Below are 22,225 nucleotides of genomic sequence, written 5' to 3' on the forward strand. Positions count from 1 at the left end.
ATCAGCGAGGGGACGGAGTCGCCGCCATGCCGGAAGAACCAGAAGGAAAGCCACCCACGGTCACACCGCTGCGGGTGGTCATCGCGCTGTGCCTCATCGCGCCGTTCGTGGCGATGCTCTGGGTGAGTTCGTACGCGAAGATCGACCCCACGTTCATCGGCATCCCGTTCTTCTACTGGTACCAGATGCTCTGGGTGCTGATCTCCACCGCGCTCACCATGATCGCGTACAAGCTGTGGCAGCGTGACCAGCGCGCCCGCAAGGGGGGTGCGTCGGCATGAAGGACGGCGTGAACGGCGTCGCGCTCGGCGTCTTCATCTTCTTCTTCCTGGCCGTCACGGTCATGGGCTTCCTGGCCGCCCGCTGGCGCAAGGCCGAGAACGAGGCCACGCTCGACGAATGGGGCCTGGGCGGCCGGTCGTTCGGCACCTGGGTCACCTGGTTCCTGCTCGGCGGCGACCTCTACACCGCGTACACCTTCGTCGCCGTCCCCGCGGCGATCTACGCGGCGGGCGCGTCCGGCTTCTTCGCCGTGCCCTACACCATCCTGGTGTACCCGCTGATCTTCACCTTCCTGCCGCGCCTGTGGTCGGTCTCGCACAAGCACGGGTACGTCACCACCTCGGACTTCGTCCGCGGCCGGTTCGGCTCGAAGGGGCTGTCGCTGGCCGTCGCGGTCACCGGAATCCTCGCCACCATGCCGTACATCGCGCTCCAACTCGTCGGCATCCAGGCGGTGCTGGACGTGATGGGCGTCGGGGGCGGCGAGAACACCAACTGGTTCGTCAAGGACCTGCCGCTGCTGATCGCGTTCGCGGTGCTCGCCGCGTACACCTACTCGTCGGGGCTGCGGGCGCCCGCGCTGATCGCGTTCGTCAAGGACGGGCTGATCTACCTGGTCATCGCCGTCGCGATCATCTACATCCCGATCAAGCTGGGCGGCTTCGACGACATCTTCGCCTCCGCCCAGGACAAGTTCACCAAGGCGGGCGCGGGCGGACTCGCACCGCCCGAGGCCGGGCACTGGGGTTACGCCACGCTGGCACTCGGCTCCGCGCTGGCGCTGTTCATGTACCCGCACTCGATCACGGCGACGCTCTCCAGCCGCAGCCGTGAGGTGATCCGCCGCAACACCACGATCCTGCCGCTGTATTCGCTGATGCTGGGCCTGCTCGCGCTGCTCGGCTTCATGGCGATCGCCGCCGGCGTCAAGGTGGACAACGGCCAGCTGGCCATCCCGCAGCTCTTCGAGAACATGTTCCCCGACTGGTTCGCCGGGGTGGCCTTCGCCGCGATCGGCATCGGCGCCCTGGTGCCGGCCGCGATCATGTCCATCGCCGCGGCGAACCTGTTCACGCGCAACATCTACAAGGACTTCCTGAAGCCGGACGCGACGCCCGAGCAGGAGACCAAGGTCTCCAAGCTGGTCTCGCTGCTGGTCAAGGTCGGCGCGCTCGCCTTCGTCCTCACCATGGACAAGACCGTCGCGATCAACTTCCAGCTGCTGGGCGGGATCTGGATCCTCCAGACCATGCCGGCCCTGGTCGGCGGCCTGTTCACCCGGTGGTTCCACCGCTGGGCGCTCATCGCCGGCTGGGCGGTCGGCATGATCTACGGCACGGCTGCCGCGTACGGGGTCGCGAGCCCGACGCAGAAGCACTTCGGCGGGTCCTCCAAGGAGATCCCGGGCCTCGGCGAGATCGGCTACATCGGCCTCACCGCGTTCGTGCTGAACGTCGTGGTCGTCGTCGTCCTCACCTTCGTCCTGAACGCGGTCAAGGCCCCCGTCGGGACCGACGAGACCTCCCCCGGCGACTACACCGCGGACGCGGGCGACCCGGGCGTCCAGGAGAAGCTGCCGCCGGCCACGGCGGGAGCACCCGGCGGTCACTGACCGCACACCTTGACGCCACGCGACACAACATGTGGGGGCTGCCCGGCAGGGCGGCCCCCACATGTATGCTCATGCTCGCTGTCGCCGCAGGGGAATCCGGTGTGAATCCGGAACTGTCCCGCAACGGTGTTTCGGTGTGCTTCGGCACACCCGACAAGTCCGAGGACCTGCCGACGGCGCATCCGGCTCGACCGAACCGGATGCCCAGACGTCCGGGCCTCGTGGGATGGGCCGGTGGACGCCGCACGGAGTGCCGCCCCGCCCGGGCCCCTCCTGCCCGGCTGCCCCCGCTCCCCGCCGGCCCAGAGCCGAGCGAGGGAGAGCACCACGTGACCATCGCGCCAGCCGATCCGGCTTCAGCGGCCGCATCAACGGGAACCACGAGCGACGGACCGGGCACCGCACTGCTGCGGACCCTGACCGACCTCACCGCGGACCTGCCCGACACCGACCCCGGCCGCGTCGCCGCCGCCGCGCTGCGCGGCCGCAACGCCCGGTCGGACGAGGCGGAGCTGCGCTCGCTGGCCACCGAGGCCGCGGCGGGCCTCATCTCCGAGGACCCGGCCTACTCCCGCCTCGCCGCCCGGCTGCTCACCCGGTCCATCGCGGACGAGGCCGCCGGACAGGGTGCCACCTCGTTCGCCGCCTCGGTCGCCGTGGGCCACCGCGAGGGCCTGATCGCGGACCGGACCGCCGAGTTCGTCACGCTCCACGCGACCGCCCTGGACGCCCTGGTCGAGCGGTCGCTCGCGGACGGGGCCGACGACCGCTTCGGGTACTTCGGGCTGCGTACCCTGCACAGCCGCTACCTGCTGCGCCACCCGATCACGCGCCAGGTCATCGAGACCCCCCAGCACTTCATGCTCCGGGTCGCCGCCGGGCTCGCCGAGGACACCTCCGAGCGGGCGCTGGACGAGGTCGCGGCGCTGTACGGGCTGATGAGCCGGCTGGACTACCTGCCGTCCTCGCCGACGCTCTTCAACTCCGGCACCCGCCACCCGCAGATGTCGTCCTGCTACCTGCTCGACTCGCCGCTGGACGAGCTGGACTCGATCTACGACCGCTACCACCAGGTGGCCCGCCTGTCGAAGCACGCGGGCGGCATCGGCCTCTCGTACTCCCGCATCCGCGCCCGGGGCTCGCTGATCCGGGGCACCAACGGGCATTCCAACGGCATCGTGCCGTTCCTCAAGACGCTGGACGCCTCCGTGGCCGCCGTGAACCAGGGCGGCCGCCGCAAGGGTGCCGCCGCGGTCTACCTGGAGACCTGGCACGCGGACATCGAGGAGTTCCTGGAGCTCCGCGACAACACGGGCGAGGACCAGCGGCGCACGCACAACCTGAACCTGGCGCACTGGATCCCGGACGAGTTCATGCGCCGCGTCGACGCGGACGCCGCCTGGTCGCTGTTCTCCCCGGCGGACGTGCCGGAGCTGGTCGACCTGTGGGGCGACGCGTTCGACGCCGCGTACCGGGCCGCCGAGGCGAAGGGCCTGGCCCGCAAGACCATGCCGGCCCGCGAGCTGTACGGCCGGATGATGCGGACCCTGGCGCAGACCGGTCAGGGCTGGATGACGTTCAAGGACGCCTCCAACCGCACCGCGAACCAGACCGCCGAGCCGGGCAGGGTCGTGCACTCCTCGAACCTGTGCACCGAGATCCTGGAGGTCACCGACGACGGCGAGACGGCCGTCTGCAACCTCGGTTCGGTCAACCTCGGCGCGTTCGTCAAGGGCTCCTCGATCGACTGGGAGCGGCTGGACGCCACCGTGCGCACCGCGGTGACCTTCCTCGACCGCGTGGTGGACATCAACTTCTACCCGACCGAGCAGGCCGGCCGGTCCAACGCCCGCTGGCGGCCGGTGGGCCTGGGCGCGATGGGCCTCCAGGACGTCTTCTTCCAGCTGCGGCTGCCCTTCGACTCGCCCGAGGCCCGCGCGCTCTCCACGAAGATCGCCGAGCGCGTCATGCTCGCCGCGTACGAGGCGTCCTGCGCCCTCGCGGAGCGCCCCCAAACACCTTCGACAGGCTCCGGTGCAGGGGGGACCCCCCTGGGTCCGCTGCCCGCCTGGTCCGAGACCCGGGCCGCGCGCGGGGTGCTGCACCCGGACCACTACGACGTGGAGCTGAACTGGCCGGAGCGCTGGGATGCCCTGCGGGCCCGGATCGCGAGGAGCGGGATGCGCAACTCGCTGCTCCTGGCCATCGCCCCGACCGCGACGATCGCCTCGATCGCGGGGGTCTACGAGTGCATCGAGCCCCAGGTCTCCAACCTCTTCAAGCGGGAGACCCTGAGCGGTGAGTTCCTCCAGGTCAACGGCTACCTGGTGGACGAGCTGAAGCGGCTCGGCGTGTGGGACGCGCGGACGCGTGAGGCGCTGCGCGAGTCGAACGGCTCGGTGCAGGGCTTCGCGTGGATCCCGGCGGACGTGCGGGCGCTGTACCGCACCGCGTGGGAGATCCCGCAGCGCGGCCTGATCGACATGGCGGCGGCCCGTACGCCGTTCCTCGACCAGAGCCAGTCGCTCAACCTGTTCCTGGAGACGCCGACGATCGGCAAGCTCTCCTCGATGTACGCGTACGCCTGGAAGCAGGGCCTGAAGACGACGTACTACCTGCGGTCGCGTCCGGCCACCCGGATCGCCCGGGCCGCGTCGGCCGCCGCGACCGTCCCCGTACAGCAGGCGCAGGCGCCCGACGCGGAGGCCATCGCCTGCTCCCTGGAAAACCCCGAGTCCTGCGAGGCATGCCAGTAATGAGCACCACCCCCACCGAACAGAACCTGCTCGACCCGGGCTTCGAACTGACCATGCGGCCCATGCGCTACCCGGACTTCTACGAGCGCTACCGGGACGCGATCAAGAACACCTGGCACGTGGAGGAGGTTGACCTCCACTCGGACGTGCCGGACCTCGCCAGGATGACGCCCGCCGAGCAGCACCTGATCGGGCGGCTGGTCGCGTTCTTCGCGACGGGTGACTCGATCGTCGCGAACAACCTGGTGCTGACCCTGTACAAGCACATCAACTCCCCCGAGGCCCGGCTGTATCTGTCGCGGCAGCTGTTCGAGGAGGCCGTGCACGTCCAGTTCTATCTGACGCTGCTCGACACCTACCTGCCCGACCCGGACGACCGCGCGGCGGCTTTCGCGGCGGTGAAGAACATCCCCTCGATCCGCGAGAAGGCGGAGTTCTGCTTCCGGTGGATGGACTCGGTGGAGAAGATCGACCGGCTGGAGTCGAAGGCGGACCGCCGCCGCTTCCTGCTGAACCTGATCTGCTTCGCGGCGTGCATCGAGGGGCTGTTCTTCTACGGCGCCTTCGCGTACGTGTACTGGTTCCGCTCGCGCGGGCTGCTGCACGGCCTGGCCACCGGGACCAACTGGGTCTTCCGCGACGAGACCATGCACATGAACTTCGCGTTCGAGGTCGTGGACACGGTCCGCAAGGAGGAGCCGGATCTCTTCGACGACGCGCTCCAGCAGCAGGTCACCGACATGCTGAAGGAGGCCGTCGAGGCGGAGCTGCAGTTCGGCCGCGATCTGTGCGGCGACGGGCTGCCCGGCATGAACACCGAGTCGATGCGCGCGTACCTGGAGTGCGTCGCCGACCAGCGGCTCACCCGGCTGGGGTTCCCGGCGGTGTACGGATCGGAGAACCCGTTCGCGTTCATGGAGCTCCAGGGGGTCCAGGAGCTCACGAACTTCTTCGAGCGGCGCCCGTCGGCGTACCAGGTGGCCGTGGAGGGCACGGTCGCCTTCGACGACGACTTCTAGACCCTCGCCCAGCTCCTGAGGTACGGACGCCGTGCGGCCCCCGCCGGCCGCGCGGCGTCCGCGCTTTGCGGTGGGCGGGTGCTCCGGTCCTGTTCCGCTTCGCGCAGCTCGCGGTCGATGCGGCGTTCGCGGGCCATGCCGACCAGTGCGGGCAGCAGGACGAGGGCGAAAAGTGCGGAAATGCCGAGGAAGTTCAGGAATGTGTTCATGCCTCTACTGTCCTCGTTCCGGCGAAGAAGCGGCAGTGGCAGGACTGTCATAGGACATCGAATTACTGCCACACTGGGTCCATGCTGAACAACGTCGCCGCCCTGATGCTCGATGACGTCCACCCCTTCGAACTCGGCGTGCTCTGCGAGGTCTTCGGCCTCGACCGGAGCGACGAGGGCCTGCCGGTGCACGATTTCGCAGTGGTCTCCGGCGAGGGACCCCAGCTCCGGACCCACGCCGGCTTCACGATCAGCACCCCCTACGGCCTCGACCGGCTGGAGGAGGCCGACCTCGTCGCCGTACCGGCCGGCGGCCGCTTCGGGGAGCGCGAGTTCCCCGAGGAGGTCCTCACCGCACTGCGCCGGGCCGTGGAGCGGGGCGCCCAGGTGCTCAGCGTCTGCTCGGGGGCCTACCTCCTGGGCGCGGCCGGACTGCTGGACGGCCGCCGCTGCACCACGCACTGGCGACACGCCGACGACCTGGCCCGCCGCTTCCCCGAGGCCGCCGTCGAGCCGGACGTGCTGTACGTGGAGGACGGGCCGGTCACCACGTCGGCGGGGACGGCGGCGGGGATCGACGCCTGCCTGCACCTGGTCCGGCAGGCGTACGGACCGGCCGCCGCCAACACCATCGCCCGGCGGATGGTGGTGCCGCCGCACCGGGACGGCGGGCAGGCGCAGTACATCCAGCGGCCGCTGCCACGCACCCGCTGCGACACGGTGGGCGACACGCTGGCCTGGATGGAGCGCCACCTCGACCGCGAGATGACCGTCGAGCAGCTCGCGGACCGGGCGCACATGTCGCCGCGCACCTTCGCCCGCCGCTTCCAGCAGGAGACCGGGACCACTCCGTACCGCTGGCTGCTGCGCCAGCGCGTCCTGCTGGCCCAGCACCTGCTGGAGACATCCGACGAAACCGTCGACACCATCGCCGACCGCACCGGCTTCGGGACGGCGGCGGCGCTGCGCCACCAGTTCGTACGGGCGCTGGACACCACGCCACAGGCGTACCGGCGCACCTTCCGGGGCCCGTCGGCGGTCGGCGAGGCGGCCTGACCCCGGGGCCGTCATCGGATCATTCGTCCAACCGATCGCGTGACATGTCCATGGACCGGAGTCGGGCCCGCGCGCCAGGGTCGGGCCCATGGAGATGCGGAAGGCAAGACGAAGGACCATCGGGGCCGTGGTGGCCGCGCTCGCCGCCACCCTGCTCCCCTGGCAGACCGCCTCGGCCGAGGAGGCCCGGGCGACCACCCCGCCGCCGGAGGTGCTGCCCTCGCTGCGCCAGTGGCAGCCGGGCAGCGGGGAGTTCGTCCTCACCGACCGGGCCAGGATCGTGCTGGACGGGGTGCGAGAACGGCGTACGGCGGACGACGCGGCCCGGTTCGCCGGTGAGCTGGCGGGCAGGCAGCAGGTGGCCCGGGGCCGGGCGCGCGCCGGTGACATCGTGCTGCGCCAGGACGCCTCGCTGAAGGGCTTGCTCGGGGCGGAGGGCTACCGGCTCGACGTCGGCGACCGGGTCACGGTCACGGCGGCCACCTCGGCGGGCGTGTTCTACGGCTCGCGAACGGTGCTCCAGTTGCTGAACGACGACGGGCGGGCCGCGCGCGGCTCGGCGTCCGACGTACCCGCGTACCGGGAGCGCGGGGTCGGGGTCTGCGCCTGCTACATCAACGTGTCGCTGCCCTGGTTCGAGCGGCTGATGAAGGACATGGCGTCCCAGAAGCTCAACCAGCTCTGGATCGAGGCGAAGGTCCGCAGCGACACCGACCCGGAGTCGGCGTTCTGGGGCTACTACACCAAGCCGCAGATCCGCGCGCTGGCCGCGATGGCGAGGAAGTACCACATCGAACTGGTCCCGGAGATCAACTCCCCCGGCCACATGGACCCCTACCTGGAGAACCACCCGGAGCTCCAGCTCAAGGACAAGGACGGCGTGGCCTCCCCGCCCCGCCTGGACATCTCGCGGCCCGAGGCGCTGACGTACTACACCTCGCTGGTCGACGAGGCCCTGGACGTCTGGGGCACCGGCACCTGGCACATGGGCGCCGACGAGTACATGCTCGGCTCCTCCTACCCGGACTACCCGCAGCTCCAGGCGGCGGCCATCGCGAAGTTCGGCGCGTCGGCCACCCCGGACGACCTGTTCGTGGACTTCGTCAACCAGGTCAACGCCCACGTGAAGGAGCGGGGCCGCTCGCTGCGCATCTGGAACGACGGGCTGCTGGGCCGCAACACCCTCGTCCCGCTGGACCGGGACATCACCGTCGAGCACTGGCTCGGCGGCGGCGCCATCCAGAAACCGTCCGCCCTGCTCGCCGAGGGCCGCCCGGTGATGAACTCCGCCTACGCGCTGTACCTGGTGCGCGGCGGCTACACCACCAGGACCCGGGAGCTGTACGAGAGCGACTGGACGCCCCTGCGCTTCGAGGGCGAGACGCTGCCGGCCGGGGCGGCCAACCTGACCGGCGCGAAGATCAGCCTGTGGCCGGACAGCGCGGCGGCCGAGACCGAGAACGAGGTCGAGGCGAAGGTCTTCATGCCGCTGCGCTTCCTCGCCCAGGCCACCTGGGGCGGGCCCAGGCCCAGCGCGACGTACGCCGGTTTCGAGGCCATGGCCCGCCGCATCGGGCATGCCCCCGGCTGGGCGGACACCGACCGCGCGCCGCTGCCCGACGGCACCTACCGGCTGACGTCCGGCGCGAAGGCGCTGGCCCCGGCCGCGGACTCCGGGGTGGCCCTGGTCAAGGGCTCCGAGGCGTCCTGGACGCTCACCGCGACCGCCGACGGCTACTACACGGTCCGCTCGGCGGACGGGCTGTGCCTGGACGCGGTGCGCGGCAGGAAGTACCTCGGCGCCCCGCTGGAGGTGGGCGCCGAACTGTCGCTCGGGGCCTGCTCGGCGGGCACGCGCACCCAGCGCTGGCAGCTGGACGCCGGCCACGGGGCGTTCGTCCTGCGCAACGCGATCTCGCAGCTGCGCCTGACCGAGCGCTCCGCCGACGGCGCGGCGGTGCAGACCACGGGCGGCACGCCGCTGCGCGCGGGGGCGTAACCGCGCGGTCGGGGCCCGCCGACACCGGCGGGCCCCACCGCTTCGGTCAGATACCGCAGTTGGGCGCCGACCAGTAGTGGCTGGGGCCCTGGTTCACGTGGACGTGGTCGTTGTGGTCCGGGTAGCCCGGGCCGAGGATCCCGTTGAACCCGTGGTAGCGGGCCTGCGTGGCGAGGGTGCAGAACGCGATCCCGCCGAGGTCCGCCGCGTCACCGTACAAGTGCCGGCTGTTCGAGGCTCCGCCGACGGCGCTGTTGCACGACGTCGAGCGGAACCCGCTGTTGATGTTGATCGGCCGGTCGCCGAGCGCGTGGCGCAGGGCCTCCAGCTTCCACATGGTGCTCAGCGCGTTGGCCTTCGCCGTGGCCGCCGAGACCGCGCCGCCCGACCAGGTGCTGTTGCAGCGGTTCATCTCGGCGTACGTGAAGTGCGCCGGGGTGCAGTCGCTGTCCTGGAGGGCGTAGATCTTGGCCTGCGTGGCGGGCCCGGCGATGCCGTCGGCGGCCAGCCCGTACGCGGCCTGGAAGCGCTTGACGGCGGCGGTGGTGGCGGGACCGTACGAGCCGTCGATGGCCAGCACCGAGTTGTAGCCGGGGTAGCCGGCGACCCGGATCTGGAGCTGCTGCACGTCGCTGCCGGTGGCACCGGGACTCAGGGTGCGGGACCAGGTGTAGCAGTCGTCGGCGTGCGCGGTGCCTGCGGTGACCACGGCACCGCCCAAGGCGAAGGCCATGGTCATGACAAGGCTGAGCAGGAGTCGTGCGGAACGTCTGATCACGGGAGCTCCCAACCACAGTCGGAGGTGTGGTGCACGAGCCTGTCGGATGAGACGGTGCCCGTCAACTACGCGTGTAGAAACGGTGGTTGACGGAAAGACGAACGCGGCGCGGGACGGGCCCGCGCCGCGTTCGTCGCCGGGGTCAGTCGTTCGGGACGACCTCGTAGCGCGGGGTGTTCTCCGCCATCTGCCGCAGCGCGTCCTTGCGCTCGCGCTTGGAGAGCCGGTCGATGTACAGGTAGCCGTACAGGTGGTCCGTCTCGTGCTGGAGGCAGCGGGCGAAGTACCCCGTGCCGCGCACCCGGACCGGATTGCCCTTGGCGTCCTGCCCGCGCACCACCGCGTAGTCCGGGCGGGCCAGCTTGGCGTACGCCGTCGGCACGGAGAGGCAGCCCTCGCCGGAGTCGTCCAGGACCCGCGCCTCGGGCGGCAGCTCCTCGAGGACCGGGTTGCAGATGGCGCCTACATGCCGCACGCCCTCGTCGTCGGGGCAGTCGTAGACGAAGACCTTGAGGTCGACGCCGATCTGGTTGGCGGCCAGGCCGACGCCCTCCGCCGTGCGCTGGCTCGCGAACATGTCGTCGATCAGCGCGGCCAGCTCGTCGCCGAACTCCGTGACGTCCTTGCACTCCTTGTGCAGGACCGGGTTGCCCACGACCGTGATCGGACGGGAGGTACCGCGCTCGCGGTGGGCCGTCTCGCGCGCCTCACAGTCCTCGGTGTCGATGAGGAATCCCTCCTCGTCGACGCTGACCTGCTCGTCCGTCTCCTGCTGCGCCATGTCCGCCGTACGCCTTCCTCAAAACCCGAATCGGTGCGTACACAGACTACGGGCAGCGCTCAGCAGACTTCTTCGAGATCGCGCCACTCGCGGCTGTCCGGGCTGTCCGCCACCCAGCCGTCCAGCAGCCCGCGCACCAGACCGGCCGGGGCCGCGAGGCCGCACTCACGCTCCGGCACCCACAGCTCACCGGCCGTGCGGTGGCCCAGCGGGCCCGGATGCCCCGGCTCGCTGTGGTCGTGCGGGTCCAAGTGCTCGCCGTCGCCCTCGTCGCTCTCCATCCGGCTCTCCGAACAGGACCGGCACAGCAGCCGCACCGACGAGGACCAGTCCTCGGCGGCGAAGCCCGCGTCCGAGGCCAGCTGCTCCAGCGCGTCCCGGTCCGCCTCCGTGGCCGCCTCCAGCAGCACCACCCAGGTCGGCACGGGCGACGGGGCCCACAGCTCGATCTCGTCGAACACCGGGTAGGACGGGCCCGCCGCGGTGATCCGTTCGCCGTTCGGCACCCCGTCGTGCAGCACGACCTCGCCCCAGCGCCGCCCGGACGACGGCAGCGGGATCGACAGCACCTCTATCCGGGCCGGGTCGAGACGGCGGCCCCACACGACCTCGGCCTCGCCCTCCGGCGACAGCCGGACCGCCGCGCTGCCCAGCTCCATGCCGACCGGCTCGTTGCCCGCGGCCGGGGTCTGCTGCCCGCCACCGGGGACCTTCAGCCCGTACGCCTGCCAGGCGCGGCGCGCCAGCGGCCAGTCCTGAAGGGCGGTCGCGGCGATGCCCACGTTCCACCAGTCCGGCGCTCCGGACTCCTTGTCGAGCAGGGCGACGGCCCGCAGCCCGGCGGCCCTCGCCTGCTCCCAGTCGTGCCGGAACTTGTGCAGCAGCGCCAGGTTGAACCACGACTCGGAGAGCCAGGGCTCCAGGTCCGCCGCGCGCGTCAGCAGCGCCCCCGCGTCCTCGTACCGGCCGTCGCCGATCAGCGTGAACGCGCGGTCCGTGGCCTGCCGCCAAGAGGCGGACGGCCGATGCCGTACCTTCCCGAAGATCCTCACGATTCCCGCCTGTCCCGACTGGACACCCTCGTTCTACCGCTCTCTTCGCATCCAACCATGCCGGGCCCGGGGCCCGCTCATTACCCATCGGTTACCCGGGCGGGACGGGGGTCAGACCGCCCCGGGCCAGCACCCGGGCCAGCGACTCCACCACCTGCGGCTGGTAGTCGCGCCCGGTGCCGAGCCTGAGCTGTTCCAGCGCACCCAGTGGCCCGGAGAGACTTTCCCCGCTGAGGTCGTCGTATGCGTTCACCGCCCGGACGATCCTGGCGGACAGCGGCTGCTCGCGGTACGGGTCGGCCTGCCGCTCCACCACGACGGCCACCTTCGCGTCCACCCCGGTCTGCCGGACCACCGCGCCACCGAGCAGCGCGATCCGGCGCTGCTCGACGGCCGGCAGCAGGGCCGTCGCCCCGTCCGGCACCGGGTCGACCAGGGAGAGCTGGCCGATGTCGTGCATCAGCGCCGCGTACTCCAGCACCGTGAGCTCCGGCCCGGACAGGCCCATCTCGCGCCCGACGGCCGTGCACAGCTCAGCCACCCGGCGGGCGTGGCCGTGCGGGGTGTAGCCGGCGATCTCGGTGGACCGGGCGAGCGAGGCGATGGTCTGCCGGTACGTGGTGCGCACGGCCGCGAACCTGCGGTACGAGAGCTGGGTGAGCAGCAGCGGTACGCAGAGCACGGGCAGCGCCCACAGGCCGGCGGCGGCCACCCCGAGCGCCATGACCGCGCCGGTCGCGCAGACGGCCGAGCCGATCCCGGTGAGCGCCCGCAGCTCGTCGCGGAGCAGCGGCCCGTACGGGGCGGGGGCGGCTCGGGAGCCGCGCGGCCGGGTGCGGGCGCGGTGCAGGAGCGCGGCGAGTACGGCGTCGCAGAGGGCGGTCAGGCCGAGCAGCAGGAGCAGGAAGGCCGCGTAGTACGGACCGTCGCCGAACCACTTCTCGCTGCGGCCCGCGTTGTACAGCGGCTGGAAGCAGACCGCCGCGAAGGCCACGGTGAGCAGCCGCCGGGCCACCTGGTCGGCGCCCGGCCCGTCGCCCCGCGCCAGCTGCGGCACCGAGGCGACGAGCTGGGCGGCGGCGACGACGGCGACGACCTGGAGGACCCCGTGGCTGGTGGGCTGCCCGCCGCTGCGCCCGAGCAGGGCGTAGGCGAGGGCCCCGGCGGCCCCGAGGGGCGCGGGTTCCCGCTCCCCGGGGAGGGCGCCCCAGCGGGCCAGTTCCCCGATGGTGACGAGGGCGCCGAAGGCGAGGGCGTGCCCGGGATCGTGGACCCCGCGCCACAGGGTGTACCCGAGTCCGGCGGCGGCGAGCAGAAGGGCGGCGCCGCGCAGCCCCAGGGTCGCGGGCCCGGCGGTCACCGGCCGCCCTGCCCGTCGGCACCGTCCGGCCGGGGGCTCAGCGGCGCCGGGGCGGGCCCGGCGGGCTCCTCCCGGGGCGGCGGCAGCTGCGCGTCGTCCGCGGTGACGGCCCCGAACCAGCCGTACCGCTCCAGGCCGCGCGCCAGGGCCCGCACCATCTGCGGGTCGAACTGCGTGCCCGCGCACCGCTTCAGCTCCTCCACGGCGACCGGGACCGGCCGGCCCCGCCGGTAGGAGCGGGTGGAGGTCATGGCGTCGAAGGCGTCGGCGACGGCGACGATGCGGGCGCATTCGGGGATGCCCCGGCCGGAGAGCCCGTACGGGTAGCCGCTGCCGTCGAGGCGTTCGTGGTGGTGCAGGATCGCGGCCCTGGCCTCGCCGAGGAAGCCGATGCCCCGGACGATCTCGTGCCCGTACTCCGGGTGCAGCTCGATGACGCGCCGCTCCTCGGGGGTGAGGGGGCCGTCCTTGCGCAGGACCCGGGTGGGGACACCCAGCTTGCCGACGTCGTGGAGGATGCCGGCGAACCGGAGGACCTCGACGCGGTCCCGGTCGAGGCCCAGTTCATGCGCGATGAGGACCGAGGCGCGGCCGACCCGTTCGCTGTGGCCCCGGGTGTAGGTGTCCTTGATGTCGACGGCCTGGACGAGCGCCCTGATGGTGGCCCGGTGCGCGGCGTGCTCGCGGTGGTACTGCGCGTAGACCCAGCCGGAGATGTACATGGGCAGCAGCACGAAGAGCGCGGCGAGCGGCCCGTACGAGCTGTTCCAGAGGACGGCCATCATCAGTCCGGCGAGGCCGTGCACCAGGTGGGGGGCGAGCGAGCGCGGCAGGATCCCGCGCCAGGCGCGCCGGGCCGGCAGCTGTTCCGCGACGAGCAGGATCGAGCCGTCGAGGGCGGCGAGCACGACGCTGAGGGCGAGGGCCGCCGCACAGACGGGCAGCAGCGCGTAGGGCAGGTCGGGCGGGCTGCCGAGCGCGGCGGGCCCGCCGAGCAGTGTGTGGACGCGGGCGGCCGTCCAGACGGCGACGGCCGACTCGGCCGCGCGCCAGATCCGGCGGGCGGCGGCGGGTGGTTTGCCGGCCCGGCCCGCGAGGGAGCCCGGGACGGCGACGAGGGCCGCCGCCGGGGGCGGGAGCAGGAACGCGGCGGCGAGCAGCAGCGGGAAGGCGGCGCCCGCCCCGACGGAGCCGGCCGGGGAGGGGCGGCGGGCGAGGAGTTCGCAGACGAGGTGGAGCCCGGCGAGCAGGGCGACCGTCGTCCAGGGGGTGCCCGGGCGCAGGGCGGGCGCGGCGCACACGGCCGCGCCGAGGGCGACGACGCCGATATGGGCCCGCGCCGCCCCGCGTGTGGCTCTCACCCTCGCTCGCCCCCCAGCTCCGCTCGTGAAGGGGCCACGCTAACGAGGGGGGTGGTCCCGGCGGGTGCCGTTGGGGGCGATTAGCACGTTCGGGTGAAGCGAGGAGCGGCTACTCCTTGGCCGCGCTCGGTACCTCGGGTCCGGAGACGGCGACGTCCTGTTCCGGCACCGCCTGTCCCGAGCGGATGAGGTCGATGCGGCCCATCACCTTGGAGCGCAGGTCGGCCGGCACGTCGTCCTGGCCGCAGCAGCGCTTCACCAGCTTCTTGACGGCCTGCTCCAGGCCGTACTTCTCCAGGCACGGGGAGCACTCGACGAAGTGCTCCTCGAACTTGGTGCAGTCGCTGTCGGGCATCTCCCGGTCAAGAAACTCGTAGAGGTGGTCGAGGACCTCTGCGCACTCCGTCTCGTGCGGCTCTCCGCAGCTCATGAGCCCGAGCCTTTCCGATCGTCCGACTCCCCGGCGCCGGCCGGGACGAGCCCGCGGTCACGGGCGTAGTCCTCCAGCATGCCGCGCAGTTGACGGCGGCCCCGGTGCAGTCGGGACATCACCGTACCGATGGGAGTCCCCATGATGTCCGCGATCTCCTTGTAGGCAAAGCCCTCGACATCGGCGAGATAGACCGCGATGCGGAACTCCTCCGGGATCGCCTGCAGCGCGGACTTCACGTCCGAGTCGGGCAGGTGGTCGAGAGCCTGCGACTCGGCGGAGCGCAGTCCGGTCGACATGTGCGACTCGGCGCGGGCCAGCTGCCAGTCCTCGATCTCCTCGGCGGCGCTGCGCTGGGGTTCGCGCTGCTTCTTCCGGTACGAGTTGATGAAGGTGTTGGTGAGGATGCGGTACATCCACGCCTTGAGGTTGGTGCCCTCACGGAACTGGTGGAAGGAGCCGTACGCCTTGGCGTACGTCTCCTGGACCAGGTCCTCGGCGTCCGCGGGATTGCGCGTCATGCGCAGGGCTGCCGAGTACATCTGGTCGAGGAAACCGAGGGCGTCGCGCTCGAAACGCGCGTTGCGCTCGGCCGTCGTCTCCTGCGGGCGGCCGTCGTCGGTCCCTGTGTCGGTCCCAGTGACCGGACCCACCTCCTCCAACGCTGGGGCGGAGCCGAAACCGGACCCGCTCGAATCGGAGAATAGTCGACCTTGGTCCGGCGCGGGCTGTCGTTCCGTTCCGCCGAGTGACCGCTCGGGAGTGGTCTTGGCCGCGTGCAGGACCGTCCACTCCAGGTCAGCGGCGTTCGAGCGACGTGGGCAGATGGTCGAACCCATGCGACGGACTCCCTCTCCACTTACGACGTTGGCGTACCGATGTCCGGAACAACAGCGGTCCCCCACGGGGCATTCCCGGGGATTCGAGGGGCGCGCGTCACGCCGGCTCCGCCAGCCAGTCGATGACGGACGCGGTCAGGATCTCCATCGCCCGCTCCTCGGTGAGCCCGGACTTCTTGGGGACGGAGAAGCCGTGGTCGCCGTACGGCACTTCGGTGATCCGGTAGTCGCCGGGCGGGAATTCGGCGGGCTTCCCGAACGGGTCGTTGCCGCCCTGGACGACGAGGGCGTCCACCCCGCAGCCCAGCAGCTCGTCGGCGCGGGTCTTCTCGGGGCGGCCCGGCGGGTGCAGCGGGAAGCTGAGCGCGAGGACCGCCCGGGCACCGAGTCCGGCGGCGGTCCGGCAGGCCACGCGGGCCCCGGCGCTGCGTCCCCCGGCGACGACCGGCAGCCCGGGGGCAGCGAGGACCGGCCAGATTCCGCGCCAGCCGGTGTCCAGGGTCTTCGGGGCGGGCGCGAGCTTCTTGCCGGCCACCCGCCAGGGCTGCTCCACGAGGGCGACGCTCACGCCGTGCGCGGGCAGGGCGGCCCCGAGGGCCTTGAGGTCACGGGCCTCGATGCCGCCGCCGGCGCCGTGGCCGAGGGCGAGCACGAGGCGCGGGGCCGGGGCGTCCAGCCAGGTGACGCGGGCGGTGCCGGCCCCGGTCTCGACGGTCTCGGCACGGGGGGTCACGTCGTCGGTGTTCACGGGGCCCATCCAACCAAGACCGGGCCGGCGGTACGGGGATGGCGCGAGCCGCGTACGCCTCAGAAGAGGGTGCTCACCTCGGGCTCGGCCAGCTCGTCCTTGAGTTCGGGCCCGTTGTTGCGGACGTTGCTGACGGCGGTCGCGACCGGGTAGGCGCGCATCAGGCCGGGCGGCGGCGGTGCCAGCAGGGCGCGCAGTTCCTCCGGGTCGGTGCGCGAGGGGTCCAGCCAGTCGTCCCAGCGGTCCGGGGTGAGCATCAGCGGCATCCGGGGGTGGATGTCGGAGAGCGAGGCCGGTCCGTCGGCGGGGGCGACCGCGAGCGGGCCGGTCTCCGCCTCGGTGGTGATCACCGAGCAGGTGACCCACCACGCCTGCGGGTGGTCGTCGGGCAGGGTGCGGTCGCGCCAGAACTCGTACAGACCTGCCATCGCGAAGACCGAGCCGTCGGCCGGAGTCACGAAGTAGGGCTGCTTGCGAGGGCGCTTGCGGCGCCCCTTCTCCTCCAGCTGCCGTTCCTCGGAGCCGGTCACCCACTCGTAATAGCCGTCTGCGGGCAGGATGCAGCGCCGGGAGACGAAGGGGCGGCGGAAGGACGGCTTCTCGTGGACGGTCTCGGCCCTGGCGTTGATCATCCGGGCGGCGCCCTCCGGGTTCTTGGCCCAGGACGGGACGAGCCCCCATTTCAGTGCCCGCATCTGGCGAACCGGGCGCTGGTCGTCCGCGTCTTTCACAGGACGTTCCAGTACGGCGTAGACCTCCTTGGTCGGCGCCACGTTGTAGTCGGGTTCCAGCGTCTCGGCCGGTTCCCACTTCTCCACCTGGAAGAGTCCGGTCAGGTCCTCGGGCCGCCGACTCGCTGCATACCGTCCGCACATAAGTGCCAGACTGCCACGACCGCCATCCCGAACGGACCCCGATCCGGCAAGGAGCCGCCCGCCCCATGGACAGCACCGATCTCGGCAACCTGTGGGACCGCGTCACCGGCACCCAGCCCGCCCCGGAGCAGTGGCTGGTGGTGGTGACGGCGACCGCGGCGCTCATCGCGGTCGTGCCGAACCTCCTGTGGCGGATGTCCAGGAACGCGATCACCATCGCGCACGAGGGCGGCCACGGACTGGTCGCCCTGCTCTCCGGCCGGCAGCTCTCCGGCATCCGGCTGCACTCGGACACCAGCGGCCTGACGGTGAGCCGGGGCAAGCCGACCGGGATCGGGATGGTGCTGACCGCGGCGGCGGGCTACACCGCGCCCTCGCTGCTCGGGCTCGGCGGCGCCTGGCTGCTGGTGGACGGCCGGATCACCCTGCTGCTGTGGCTGGCGACCGCGCTGCTCGCGGTGATGCTGGTGATGATCCGCAATGTGTACGGGGCGCTGACGGTGATCCTCACCGGTTCGGTGTTCCTGCTGGTGTCGTGGCTGGCCTCGCCCGCCTGGCAGTCGCTGTTCGCGTACAGCGTGGTGTGGTTCCTGCTGCTGGGCGGCGTCCGCCCGGTGTTCGAGCTCCAGTCGAAGCGGCGGCACGGCGGGGCGCCGGACTCGGACGCGGACCAGCTGTCCCGGCTGACCGACGTCCCGGCGGCGCTGTGGCTGTTCCTCTTCCACGCGGTGTCGCTGTGCTCCCTGATCGGCGGCGGACGCTGGCTGCTGGGGCTGTGACCGGGCTCACTCCGGGTCAAACCTCTAAAGTGAGCGCATGACCGAAAGCGCCGTGCACCCCGCCCTCTGGCCCGCTCCCACCGCGAGCGGAGCCGTCGACGCGACCGTCACCGTGCCCGGTTCCAAGTCGGTCACCAACCGCGCGCTGGTGCTCGCCGCGCTCTCCTCGGAGCCGGGCTGGCTGCGCCGCCCGCTGCGCTCCCGGGACACCCTGCTGATGGCGGACGCGCTCCGCGCGATGGGCGTACGCATCGAGGAGACGGTGTCCTCCAGCTCGTCGGCGACCGGCGCGGCCGCCGGCCCGGAAGGCGGGGGCGAGGCGTGGCGGGTCATCCCGGCCCCGCTGCACGGCCCGGTCACCGTGGACGTCGGCAACGCCGGTACGGTCATGCGCTTCCTGCCGCCGGTGGCCACGCTCGCCGAGGGCCCCGTCCGCTTCGACGGCGATCCCCGCTCCTACGAGCGCCCGTTGACCGGTGTGATCGAGGCCCTGCGGGTCCTCGGCGCCCGGATCGACGACGACTCCCGGGGCTCGCTGCCGATGACCGTGCACGGCGGCGGAGCGCTGGACGGCGGGCCGGTCGCGATCGACGCCTCCTCGTCCTCCCAGTTCGTCTCGGCGCTGCTGCTGTCCGCGCCGCGCTTCAACCAGGGCGTGGAGGTCCGGCACACCGGCGACCGGCTGCCCTCGATGCCGCACATCCGGATGACCGTGGACATGCTCCGGGCCGTCGGCGCGCAGGTGGACGAGCCGGAGACCGGCGGCGAGCCGAACGTCTGGCGGGTCTCCCCCTCGGCGCTCCTCGGCCGCGACCTGACCGTCGAGCCGGACCTGTCCAACGCCCAGCCGTTCCTGGCGGCGGCGCTGGTCACGGGCGGCCGGGTGACCATCCCGGACTGGCCGGTGAGCACCACGCAGCCCGGTGACGCGCTGCGCGACATCTTCACCGCGATGGGCGGCAGCTGCGAGCTCACCGAGCGGGGGCTGACCTTCACCGGCTCCGGCCGTATCCACGGCATCGACGTGGACCTCTCCGAGGTCGGCGAGCTGACCCCGGGCATCGCCGCCGTGGCCGCGCTGGCCGACTCCCCCTCCACGCTGAGCGGCGTCGCCCATCTGCGGCTGCACGAGACGGACCGGCTGGCCGCGCTCACCAAGGAGATCAACGAGCTGGGCGGCGACGTCACCGAGACGGCGGACGGCCTGCACATCCGCCCGCGCCCGCTGCACGGCGGTACCTTCCATACGTACGACGACCACCGGATGGCCACCGCGGGGTCCGTCATCGGCCTTGCCGTCCCCGGAGTGGAGATCGAGAACGTGGCGACGACCGCCAAGACCCTGCCGGACTTCCCGCAGATGTGGACCGGAATGCTCGGGGCCTGAGACATGCGCCGCTACGGCAAGAACCCCGACGAGGACGACATCCGCGTCCGCCCCAACCGCAAGGGCAACCGCCCGCGCACCCACATCCGGCCCAAGCACGAGGACGCCGAGGACGGCATGGTCCTCACCGTGGACCGGGGCCGCCTCACCGTCCTGGTCGGCGACCGCACGATCGTCGCGATGAAGGCCCGCGAGCTGGGCCGCAAGGCCGCGGTGGTGGGCGACACCGTCTCGCTCGTCGGCGACCTGTCCGGCGACAAGGACACCCTCGCCCGGATCGTCCGCATCGGTGAGCGCCGCTCGGTGCTGCGCAGGACGGCGGACGACGACGACCCGTTCGAGCGGGTGGTCGTGGCCAACGCGGACCAGCTGGCGATCGTGACCGCGCTGGCCGATCCGGAACCGCGTCCGCGCATGATCGACCGGTGCCTGGTCGCCGCGTACGACGGGGGGCTCTCCCCGCTCCTCGTGCTGACCAAGTCCGACCTCGCGTCCCCGGACCAGCTACTGGGCGCCTACACCCCGCTGGGGGTGCCGTTCGTCGTCACCAGCCGCGAGGAGCTGGAGAACGGGGACGCGGCCGACCGGGTCCGCGAGCAGCTCGACGGCCGGGTGACGGCCTTCGTCGGGCACTCCGGCGTCGGCAAGACCACGCTGGTCAACGCGTTGGTGCCGAAGGAGAAGCGGCGCACCACGGGGGTCGTGAACGCGGTGACCGGCCGCGGTCGCCACACCACCACCTCCGCCCTGGCGCTGCCGCTGCCGGGGTACCGGGGCTGGGTGATCGACACCCCCGGGGTGCGCTCCTTCGGGCTGAACCACATCGACCCGTCGCGGGTCATCAACGCCTTCCCGGACCTCCAGCCCGGTACGGAGGAGTGCCCGCGAGGCTGCACCCACGACAGCCACGAACCGGAATGCGCGCTGGACGCCTGGGTGGCGGCCGGGCACGCGGACCCGGCGCGGCTGGACTCGCTGCGCCGGCTGCTCTCCACCCGCAGTCGGCGCGAGGGCGACTGAGCGGCGACCGGGCCGGGCACGTTTGCGATCACCCGCTTCCGGTAAGTGCATAATCACGCCCAGCGGCATCGGCCGGTGCGGGCGGTCGGCAATGCGGGAGGGTGCGGACGATGGCATGGCTGCTGGTCGTGGTCGCGGGACTTCTGGAGACCGGGTTCGCGGTCTGCCTGAAGCTCTCGCACGGCTTCACCCGGCTGTGGCCGACCATCGCGTTCTGCGTCTTCGCGCTGGGCAGCTTCGGTCTGCTGACCCTCTCGCTGAAGAAGCTCGACGTGGGGCCCGCGTACGCGGTGTGGACCGGGATCGGCGCGGCGGGGACGGCCATCTACGGCATGATCTTCCTCGGGGACGTGGTCTCCACGCTCAAGCTGGTGTCGATCTCGCTGGTGATCCTCGGCGTGATCGGGCTCCAGCTCTCCGGCTCCGCGCACTGACCGCCCAGGCCCGTGTGGCCCGGCTCACGGCCGGGTCGATACTGTGACGGCATGCCCGATTACCACGATGATCTGCGCCTGGCCCACGTACTGGCGGACGCCGCCGACGCGGTGACGATGGACCGGTTCAAGGCTCTGGACCTCAAGGTCGAGACCAAGCCGGACATGACGCCGGTGAGCGAGGCCGACAAGGCCGCCGAGGAGTTGATCCGGGGCCATCTGCACCGGGCGCGCCCGCGCGACGCCATCCTGGGCGAGGAGTACGGCATCGAGGGCACGGGTCCGCGGCGCTGGGTGATCGACCCGATCGACGGCACCAAGAACTACGTGCGGGGCGTGCCCGTCTGGGCGACCCTGATCTCGCTCATGGAAGCCGGGGAGAACGGCTTCCAGCCCGTCGTGGGGGTCGTGTCCGCGCCCGCGCTGAGCCGGCGCTGGTGGGCGGCGAAGGGCTCGGGTGCGTACACCGGCCGCAGCCTGACCTCGGCGACCCGGCTCCAGGTCTCCCAGGTGGAGCGGATCGCGGACGCCTCGTTCGCGTACTCCTCGCTGACCGGCTGGGAGGAGCAGGGGCGGCTCGACGGCTTCCTGGACCTGACCCGGGCCTGCTGGCGCACCCGGGGCTACGGGGACTTCTGGCCGTACATGATGGTCGCCGAGGGGTCCGTGGACATGTGCGCGGAGCCGGAGCTGTCGCTGTGGGACATGGCGGCGAACGCGATCGTCGTCCAGGAGGCGGGCGGCCGGTTCACCAGTCTGGACGGTGTGGACGGGCCGGGCGGCGGGAACGGCGCGGCGTCGAATGGGGCGCTCCACCGCGAACTGCTGGGTTACCTGAACCAGCGTTACTGACCGCGCTCCGCCCACAGGGCGGCGTAACGGGCATTCGAGGGGCGCGCGGTGGGACCGCGCGCCCCTTTTGTGATCTTCGCGACCCCTTGTCGCCTTCCCGCATCGGTGCGACTCTGAGCACTCCCCCACTTGTGAACTTGTGAATCGGCTCACGCGGTCGCTTCACCGAGGAGGTGGCACTCTCCATGCTCGTCCGTGACGCCATGAGCACGGTGGTCCTCACCATCGGCCCGGCCCATACGCTGCGCCAGGCCGCCCGGCTGATGTCGGCCCGCCGGATCGGCGCGGCCGTCGTCCACGACCCCGATACCTGCGGGCTCGGCATCCTCACCGAGCGCGACATCCTCAACGCCGTCGGCTCGGGCCAGGACCCCGACACCGAGACGGCCTCCGCCCACACCACCACCGACGTGGTCTTCGCCGCTCCCGGCTGGACGCTCGACGAGGCCGCGGCGGCCATGACGCACGGCGGCTTCCGCCACCTGATCGTCCTCGACGACGGCGGCCCGGTCGGGGTCGTCTCGGTGCGCGACATCATCCGCTGCTGGACGCCCGCGCCCCGCCGTCCGGCCGCCCTGGTCGGCTGACGACCGCCC

The 22,225-nt window shown here is 71.9% G+C and carries 22 protein-coding genes and 1 riboswitch; of the genes, 12 read left to right on the plus strand and 10 right to left on the minus strand.

What is annotated here, in order from left to right:
* Positions 1 to 26: 26 nt before the first annotated feature.
* From ACZ6C6_RS11265 to ACZ6C6_RS11280, 4 genes are all read left to right on the plus strand, one after another.
* Entirely contained in the window at positions 27 to 281 is a 255-nt protein-coding gene (locus ACZ6C6_RS11265; protein WP_469201449.1) for a DUF3311 domain-containing protein, read from the plus strand.
* Positions 278 to 1,894 carry a monocarboxylate uptake permease MctP gene (gene mctP / locus ACZ6C6_RS11270; RefSeq protein ID WP_469201451.1) on the plus strand — a complete coding sequence of 539 codons (1,617 nt, stop codon included), beginning with the start codon at positions 278 to 280 and terminating at the stop codon, positions 1,892 to 1,894. The genes ACZ6C6_RS11265 and mctP overlap by 4 nt, the downstream gene beginning before the upstream one ends.
* A gap of 65 nt (positions 1,895 to 1,959) precedes the next feature.
* Positions 1,960 to 2,083: riboswitch (cobalamin riboswitch) on the plus strand.
* 140 nt (positions 2,084 to 2,223) lie between these two features.
* Positions 2,224 to 4,650, plus strand: a complete 2,427-nt coding sequence (locus tag ACZ6C6_RS11275; protein WP_469201453.1) for a ribonucleoside-diphosphate reductase subunit alpha — start codon at positions 2,224 to 2,226, stop codon at positions 4,648 to 4,650.
* Positions 4,650 to 5,669 (plus strand): ribonucleotide-diphosphate reductase subunit beta, encoded by a 1,020-nt coding sequence (locus ACZ6C6_RS11280; RefSeq protein ID WP_469201455.1) that lies wholly within the window; start codon positions 4,650 to 4,652, stop codon positions 5,667 to 5,669. Before ACZ6C6_RS11275 ends, ACZ6C6_RS11280 begins: the two co-directional genes overlap by 1 nt.
* Here ACZ6C6_RS11280 and ACZ6C6_RS11285 read toward each other — a convergent pair.
* Entirely contained in the window at positions 5,666 to 5,878 is a 213-nt protein-coding gene (locus ACZ6C6_RS11285; protein WP_469201457.1) for a hypothetical protein, read from the minus strand. The genes ACZ6C6_RS11280 and ACZ6C6_RS11285 overlap by 4 nt on opposite strands.
* Before the next feature lie 81 nt (positions 5,879 to 5,959).
* Between ACZ6C6_RS11285 and ACZ6C6_RS11290 the strand changes: the two genes are divergently transcribed.
* Together ACZ6C6_RS11290 and ACZ6C6_RS11295 are read left to right on the plus strand one after the other, a co-directional pair.
* Entirely contained in the window at positions 5,960 to 6,934 is a 975-nt protein-coding gene (locus ACZ6C6_RS11290) for a GlxA family transcriptional regulator (protein WP_469201459.1), read from the plus strand.
* A gap of 88 nt (positions 6,935 to 7,022) precedes the next feature.
* Positions 7,023 to 8,933, plus strand: a complete 1,911-nt coding sequence (locus tag ACZ6C6_RS11295) for a family 20 glycosylhydrolase (protein ID WP_469201461.1) — start codon at positions 7,023 to 7,025, stop codon at positions 8,931 to 8,933.
* 46 nt (positions 8,934 to 8,979) lie between these two features.
* Here ACZ6C6_RS11295 and ACZ6C6_RS11300 read toward each other — a convergent pair whose 3' ends face one another.
* The 9 genes from ACZ6C6_RS11300 to ACZ6C6_RS11340 all read right to left on the minus strand — a co-directional run bounded on the left by ACZ6C6_RS11300 (position 8,980) and on the right by ACZ6C6_RS11340 (position 17,157).
* Positions 8,980 to 9,711, minus strand: coding sequence for a D-Ala-D-Ala carboxypeptidase family metallohydrolase (locus ACZ6C6_RS11300; RefSeq protein ID WP_469201463.1), 732 nt, complete (start codon positions 9,709 to 9,711; stop codon positions 8,980 to 8,982).
* A 142-nt stretch (positions 9,712 to 9,853) separates the two neighbouring features.
* Entirely contained in the window at positions 9,854 to 10,492 is a 639-nt protein-coding gene (gene def / locus ACZ6C6_RS11305; protein ID WP_073964049.1) for a peptide deformylase, read from the minus strand.
* Between the two features lie 59 nt (positions 10,493 to 10,551).
* Complete coding sequence (locus tag ACZ6C6_RS11310) at positions 10,552 to 11,544, minus strand: tetratricopeptide repeat protein (protein WP_147970808.1); 993 nt, start codon at positions 11,542 to 11,544, stop codon at positions 10,552 to 10,554.
* Positions 11,545 to 11,635: 91 nt separating this feature from the next.
* Entirely contained in the window at positions 11,636 to 12,904 is a 1,269-nt protein-coding gene (locus ACZ6C6_RS11315) for an HD-GYP domain-containing protein (protein WP_469201466.1), read from the minus strand.
* Positions 12,901 to 14,265 carry an HD-GYP domain-containing protein gene (locus ACZ6C6_RS11320; RefSeq protein ID WP_469201468.1) on the minus strand — a complete coding sequence of 455 codons (1,365 nt, stop codon included), beginning with the start codon at positions 14,263 to 14,265 and terminating at the stop codon, positions 12,901 to 12,903. The genes ACZ6C6_RS11315 and ACZ6C6_RS11320 overlap by 4 nt, the downstream gene beginning before the upstream one ends.
* A 109-nt stretch (positions 14,266 to 14,374) precedes the next feature.
* On the minus strand, positions 14,375 to 14,695 hold the full coding sequence (gene rsrA / locus ACZ6C6_RS11325; protein WP_164401170.1) for a mycothiol system anti-sigma-R factor: 321 nt from the start codon (positions 14,693 to 14,695) through the stop codon (positions 14,375 to 14,377).
* Positions 14,692 to 15,348: a sigma-70 family RNA polymerase sigma factor gene (locus tag ACZ6C6_RS11330; protein ID WP_018105559.1), complete on the minus strand. Its 657-nt coding sequence runs from the start codon at positions 15,346 to 15,348 to the stop codon at positions 14,692 to 14,694. Before ACZ6C6_RS11330 ends, rsrA begins: the two co-directional genes overlap by 4 nt.
* Positions 15,349 to 15,631: 283 nt before the next feature.
* On the minus strand, positions 15,632 to 16,291 hold the full coding sequence (locus ACZ6C6_RS11335) for an alpha/beta hydrolase family protein (RefSeq protein ID WP_469201472.1): 660 nt from the start codon (positions 16,289 to 16,291) through the stop codon (positions 15,632 to 15,634).
* Positions 16,292 to 16,341: 50 nt separating this feature from the next.
* Complete coding sequence (locus ACZ6C6_RS11340) at positions 16,342 to 17,157, minus strand: SOS response-associated peptidase (protein WP_469201474.1); 816 nt, start codon at positions 17,155 to 17,157, stop codon at positions 16,342 to 16,344.
* Between the two features lie 65 nt (positions 17,158 to 17,222).
* On the opposite strand from ACZ6C6_RS11340, the gene ACZ6C6_RS11345 reads away from it, so the two are divergent.
* The 6 genes from ACZ6C6_RS11345 (at position 17,223) to ACZ6C6_RS11370 (ending at position 22,216) form a co-directional block, all read left to right on the plus strand.
* Entirely contained in the window at positions 17,223 to 17,936 is a 714-nt protein-coding gene (locus ACZ6C6_RS11345) for a M50 family metallopeptidase (RefSeq protein ID WP_469201475.1), read from the plus strand.
* Between the two features lie 37 nt (positions 17,937 to 17,973).
* Entirely contained in the window at positions 17,974 to 19,323 is a 1,350-nt protein-coding gene (gene aroA / locus ACZ6C6_RS11350; RefSeq protein ID WP_469201477.1) for a 3-phosphoshikimate 1-carboxyvinyltransferase, read from the plus strand.
* 3 nt (positions 19,324 to 19,326) lie between these two features.
* Entirely contained in the window at positions 19,327 to 20,343 is a 1,017-nt protein-coding gene (rsgA, locus tag ACZ6C6_RS11355; protein ID WP_469201479.1) for a ribosome small subunit-dependent GTPase A, read from the plus strand.
* A 110-nt stretch (positions 20,344 to 20,453) separates the two neighbouring features.
* Positions 20,454 to 20,777 (plus strand): DMT family transporter, encoded by a 324-nt coding sequence (locus ACZ6C6_RS11360; RefSeq protein ID WP_073964058.1) that lies wholly within the window; start codon positions 20,454 to 20,456, stop codon positions 20,775 to 20,777.
* Positions 20,778 to 20,828: 51 nt separating this feature from the next.
* Entirely contained in the window at positions 20,829 to 21,629 is an 801-nt protein-coding gene (gene hisN, locus ACZ6C6_RS11365; protein ID WP_445065163.1) for a histidinol-phosphatase, read from the plus strand.
* A 185-nt stretch (positions 21,630 to 21,814) separates the two neighbouring features.
* Positions 21,815 to 22,216 (plus strand): CBS domain-containing protein, encoded by a 402-nt coding sequence (locus ACZ6C6_RS11370; protein WP_469201482.1) that lies wholly within the window; start codon positions 21,815 to 21,817, stop codon positions 22,214 to 22,216.
* The last annotated feature ends 9 nt before the right edge of the window (positions 22,217 to 22,225 follow it).

Source organism: Streptomyces sp. NPDC041814, assembly GCF_055590565.1.

Excerpts from the sequence above, each read along its gene's own strand:
- ACZ6C6_RS11360 (WP_073964058.1), top strand. The coding sequence starts at position 20,454 with ATGGCATGGCTGCTGGTCGTGGTCGCGGGACTTCTGGAGACCGGGTTC.
- hisN (WP_445065163.1), top strand. The coding sequence starts at position 20,829 with ATGCCCGATTACCACGATGATCTGCGCCTGGCCCACGTACTGGCGGAC.
- ACZ6C6_RS11335 (WP_469201472.1), bottom strand. The coding sequence starts at position 16,291 with ATGGGCCCCGTGAACACCGACGACGTGACCCCCCGTGCCGAGACCGTC.
- def (WP_073964049.1), bottom strand. The coding sequence starts at position 10,492 with ATGGCGCAGCAGGAGACGGACGAGCAGGTCAGCGTCGACGAGGAGGGA.
- mctP (WP_469201451.1), top strand. The coding sequence starts at position 278 with ATGAAGGACGGCGTGAACGGCGTCGCGCTCGGCGTCTTCATCTTCTTC.
- ACZ6C6_RS11280 (WP_469201455.1), top strand. The coding sequence starts at position 4,650 with ATGAGCACCACCCCCACCGAACAGAACCTGCTCGACCCGGGCTTCGAA.
- rsrA (WP_164401170.1), bottom strand. The coding sequence starts at position 14,695 with ATGAGCTGCGGAGAGCCGCACGAGACGGAGTGCGCAGAGGTCCTCGAC.
- ACZ6C6_RS11340 (WP_469201474.1), bottom strand. The coding sequence starts at position 17,157 with ATGTGCGGACGGTATGCAGCGAGTCGGCGGCCCGAGGACCTGACCGGA.
- ACZ6C6_RS11370 (WP_469201482.1), top strand. The coding sequence starts at position 21,815 with ATGCTCGTCCGTGACGCCATGAGCACGGTGGTCCTCACCATCGGCCCG.
- rsgA (WP_469201479.1), top strand. The coding sequence starts at position 19,327 with ATGCGCCGCTACGGCAAGAACCCCGACGAGGACGACATCCGCGTCCGC.
- ACZ6C6_RS11265 (WP_469201449.1), top strand. The coding sequence starts at position 27 with ATGCCGGAAGAACCAGAAGGAAAGCCACCCACGGTCACACCGCTGCGG.
- ACZ6C6_RS11285 (WP_469201457.1), bottom strand. The coding sequence starts at position 5,878 with ATGAACACATTCCTGAACTTCCTCGGCATTTCCGCACTTTTCGCCCTC.
- ACZ6C6_RS11290 (WP_469201459.1), top strand. The coding sequence starts at position 5,960 with ATGCTGAACAACGTCGCCGCCCTGATGCTCGATGACGTCCACCCCTTC.
- ACZ6C6_RS11295 (WP_469201461.1), top strand. The coding sequence starts at position 7,023 with ATGGAGATGCGGAAGGCAAGACGAAGGACCATCGGGGCCGTGGTGGCC.
- ACZ6C6_RS11345 (WP_469201475.1), top strand. The coding sequence starts at position 17,223 with ATGGACAGCACCGATCTCGGCAACCTGTGGGACCGCGTCACCGGCACC.
- aroA (WP_469201477.1), top strand. The coding sequence starts at position 17,974 with ATGACCGAAAGCGCCGTGCACCCCGCCCTCTGGCCCGCTCCCACCGCG.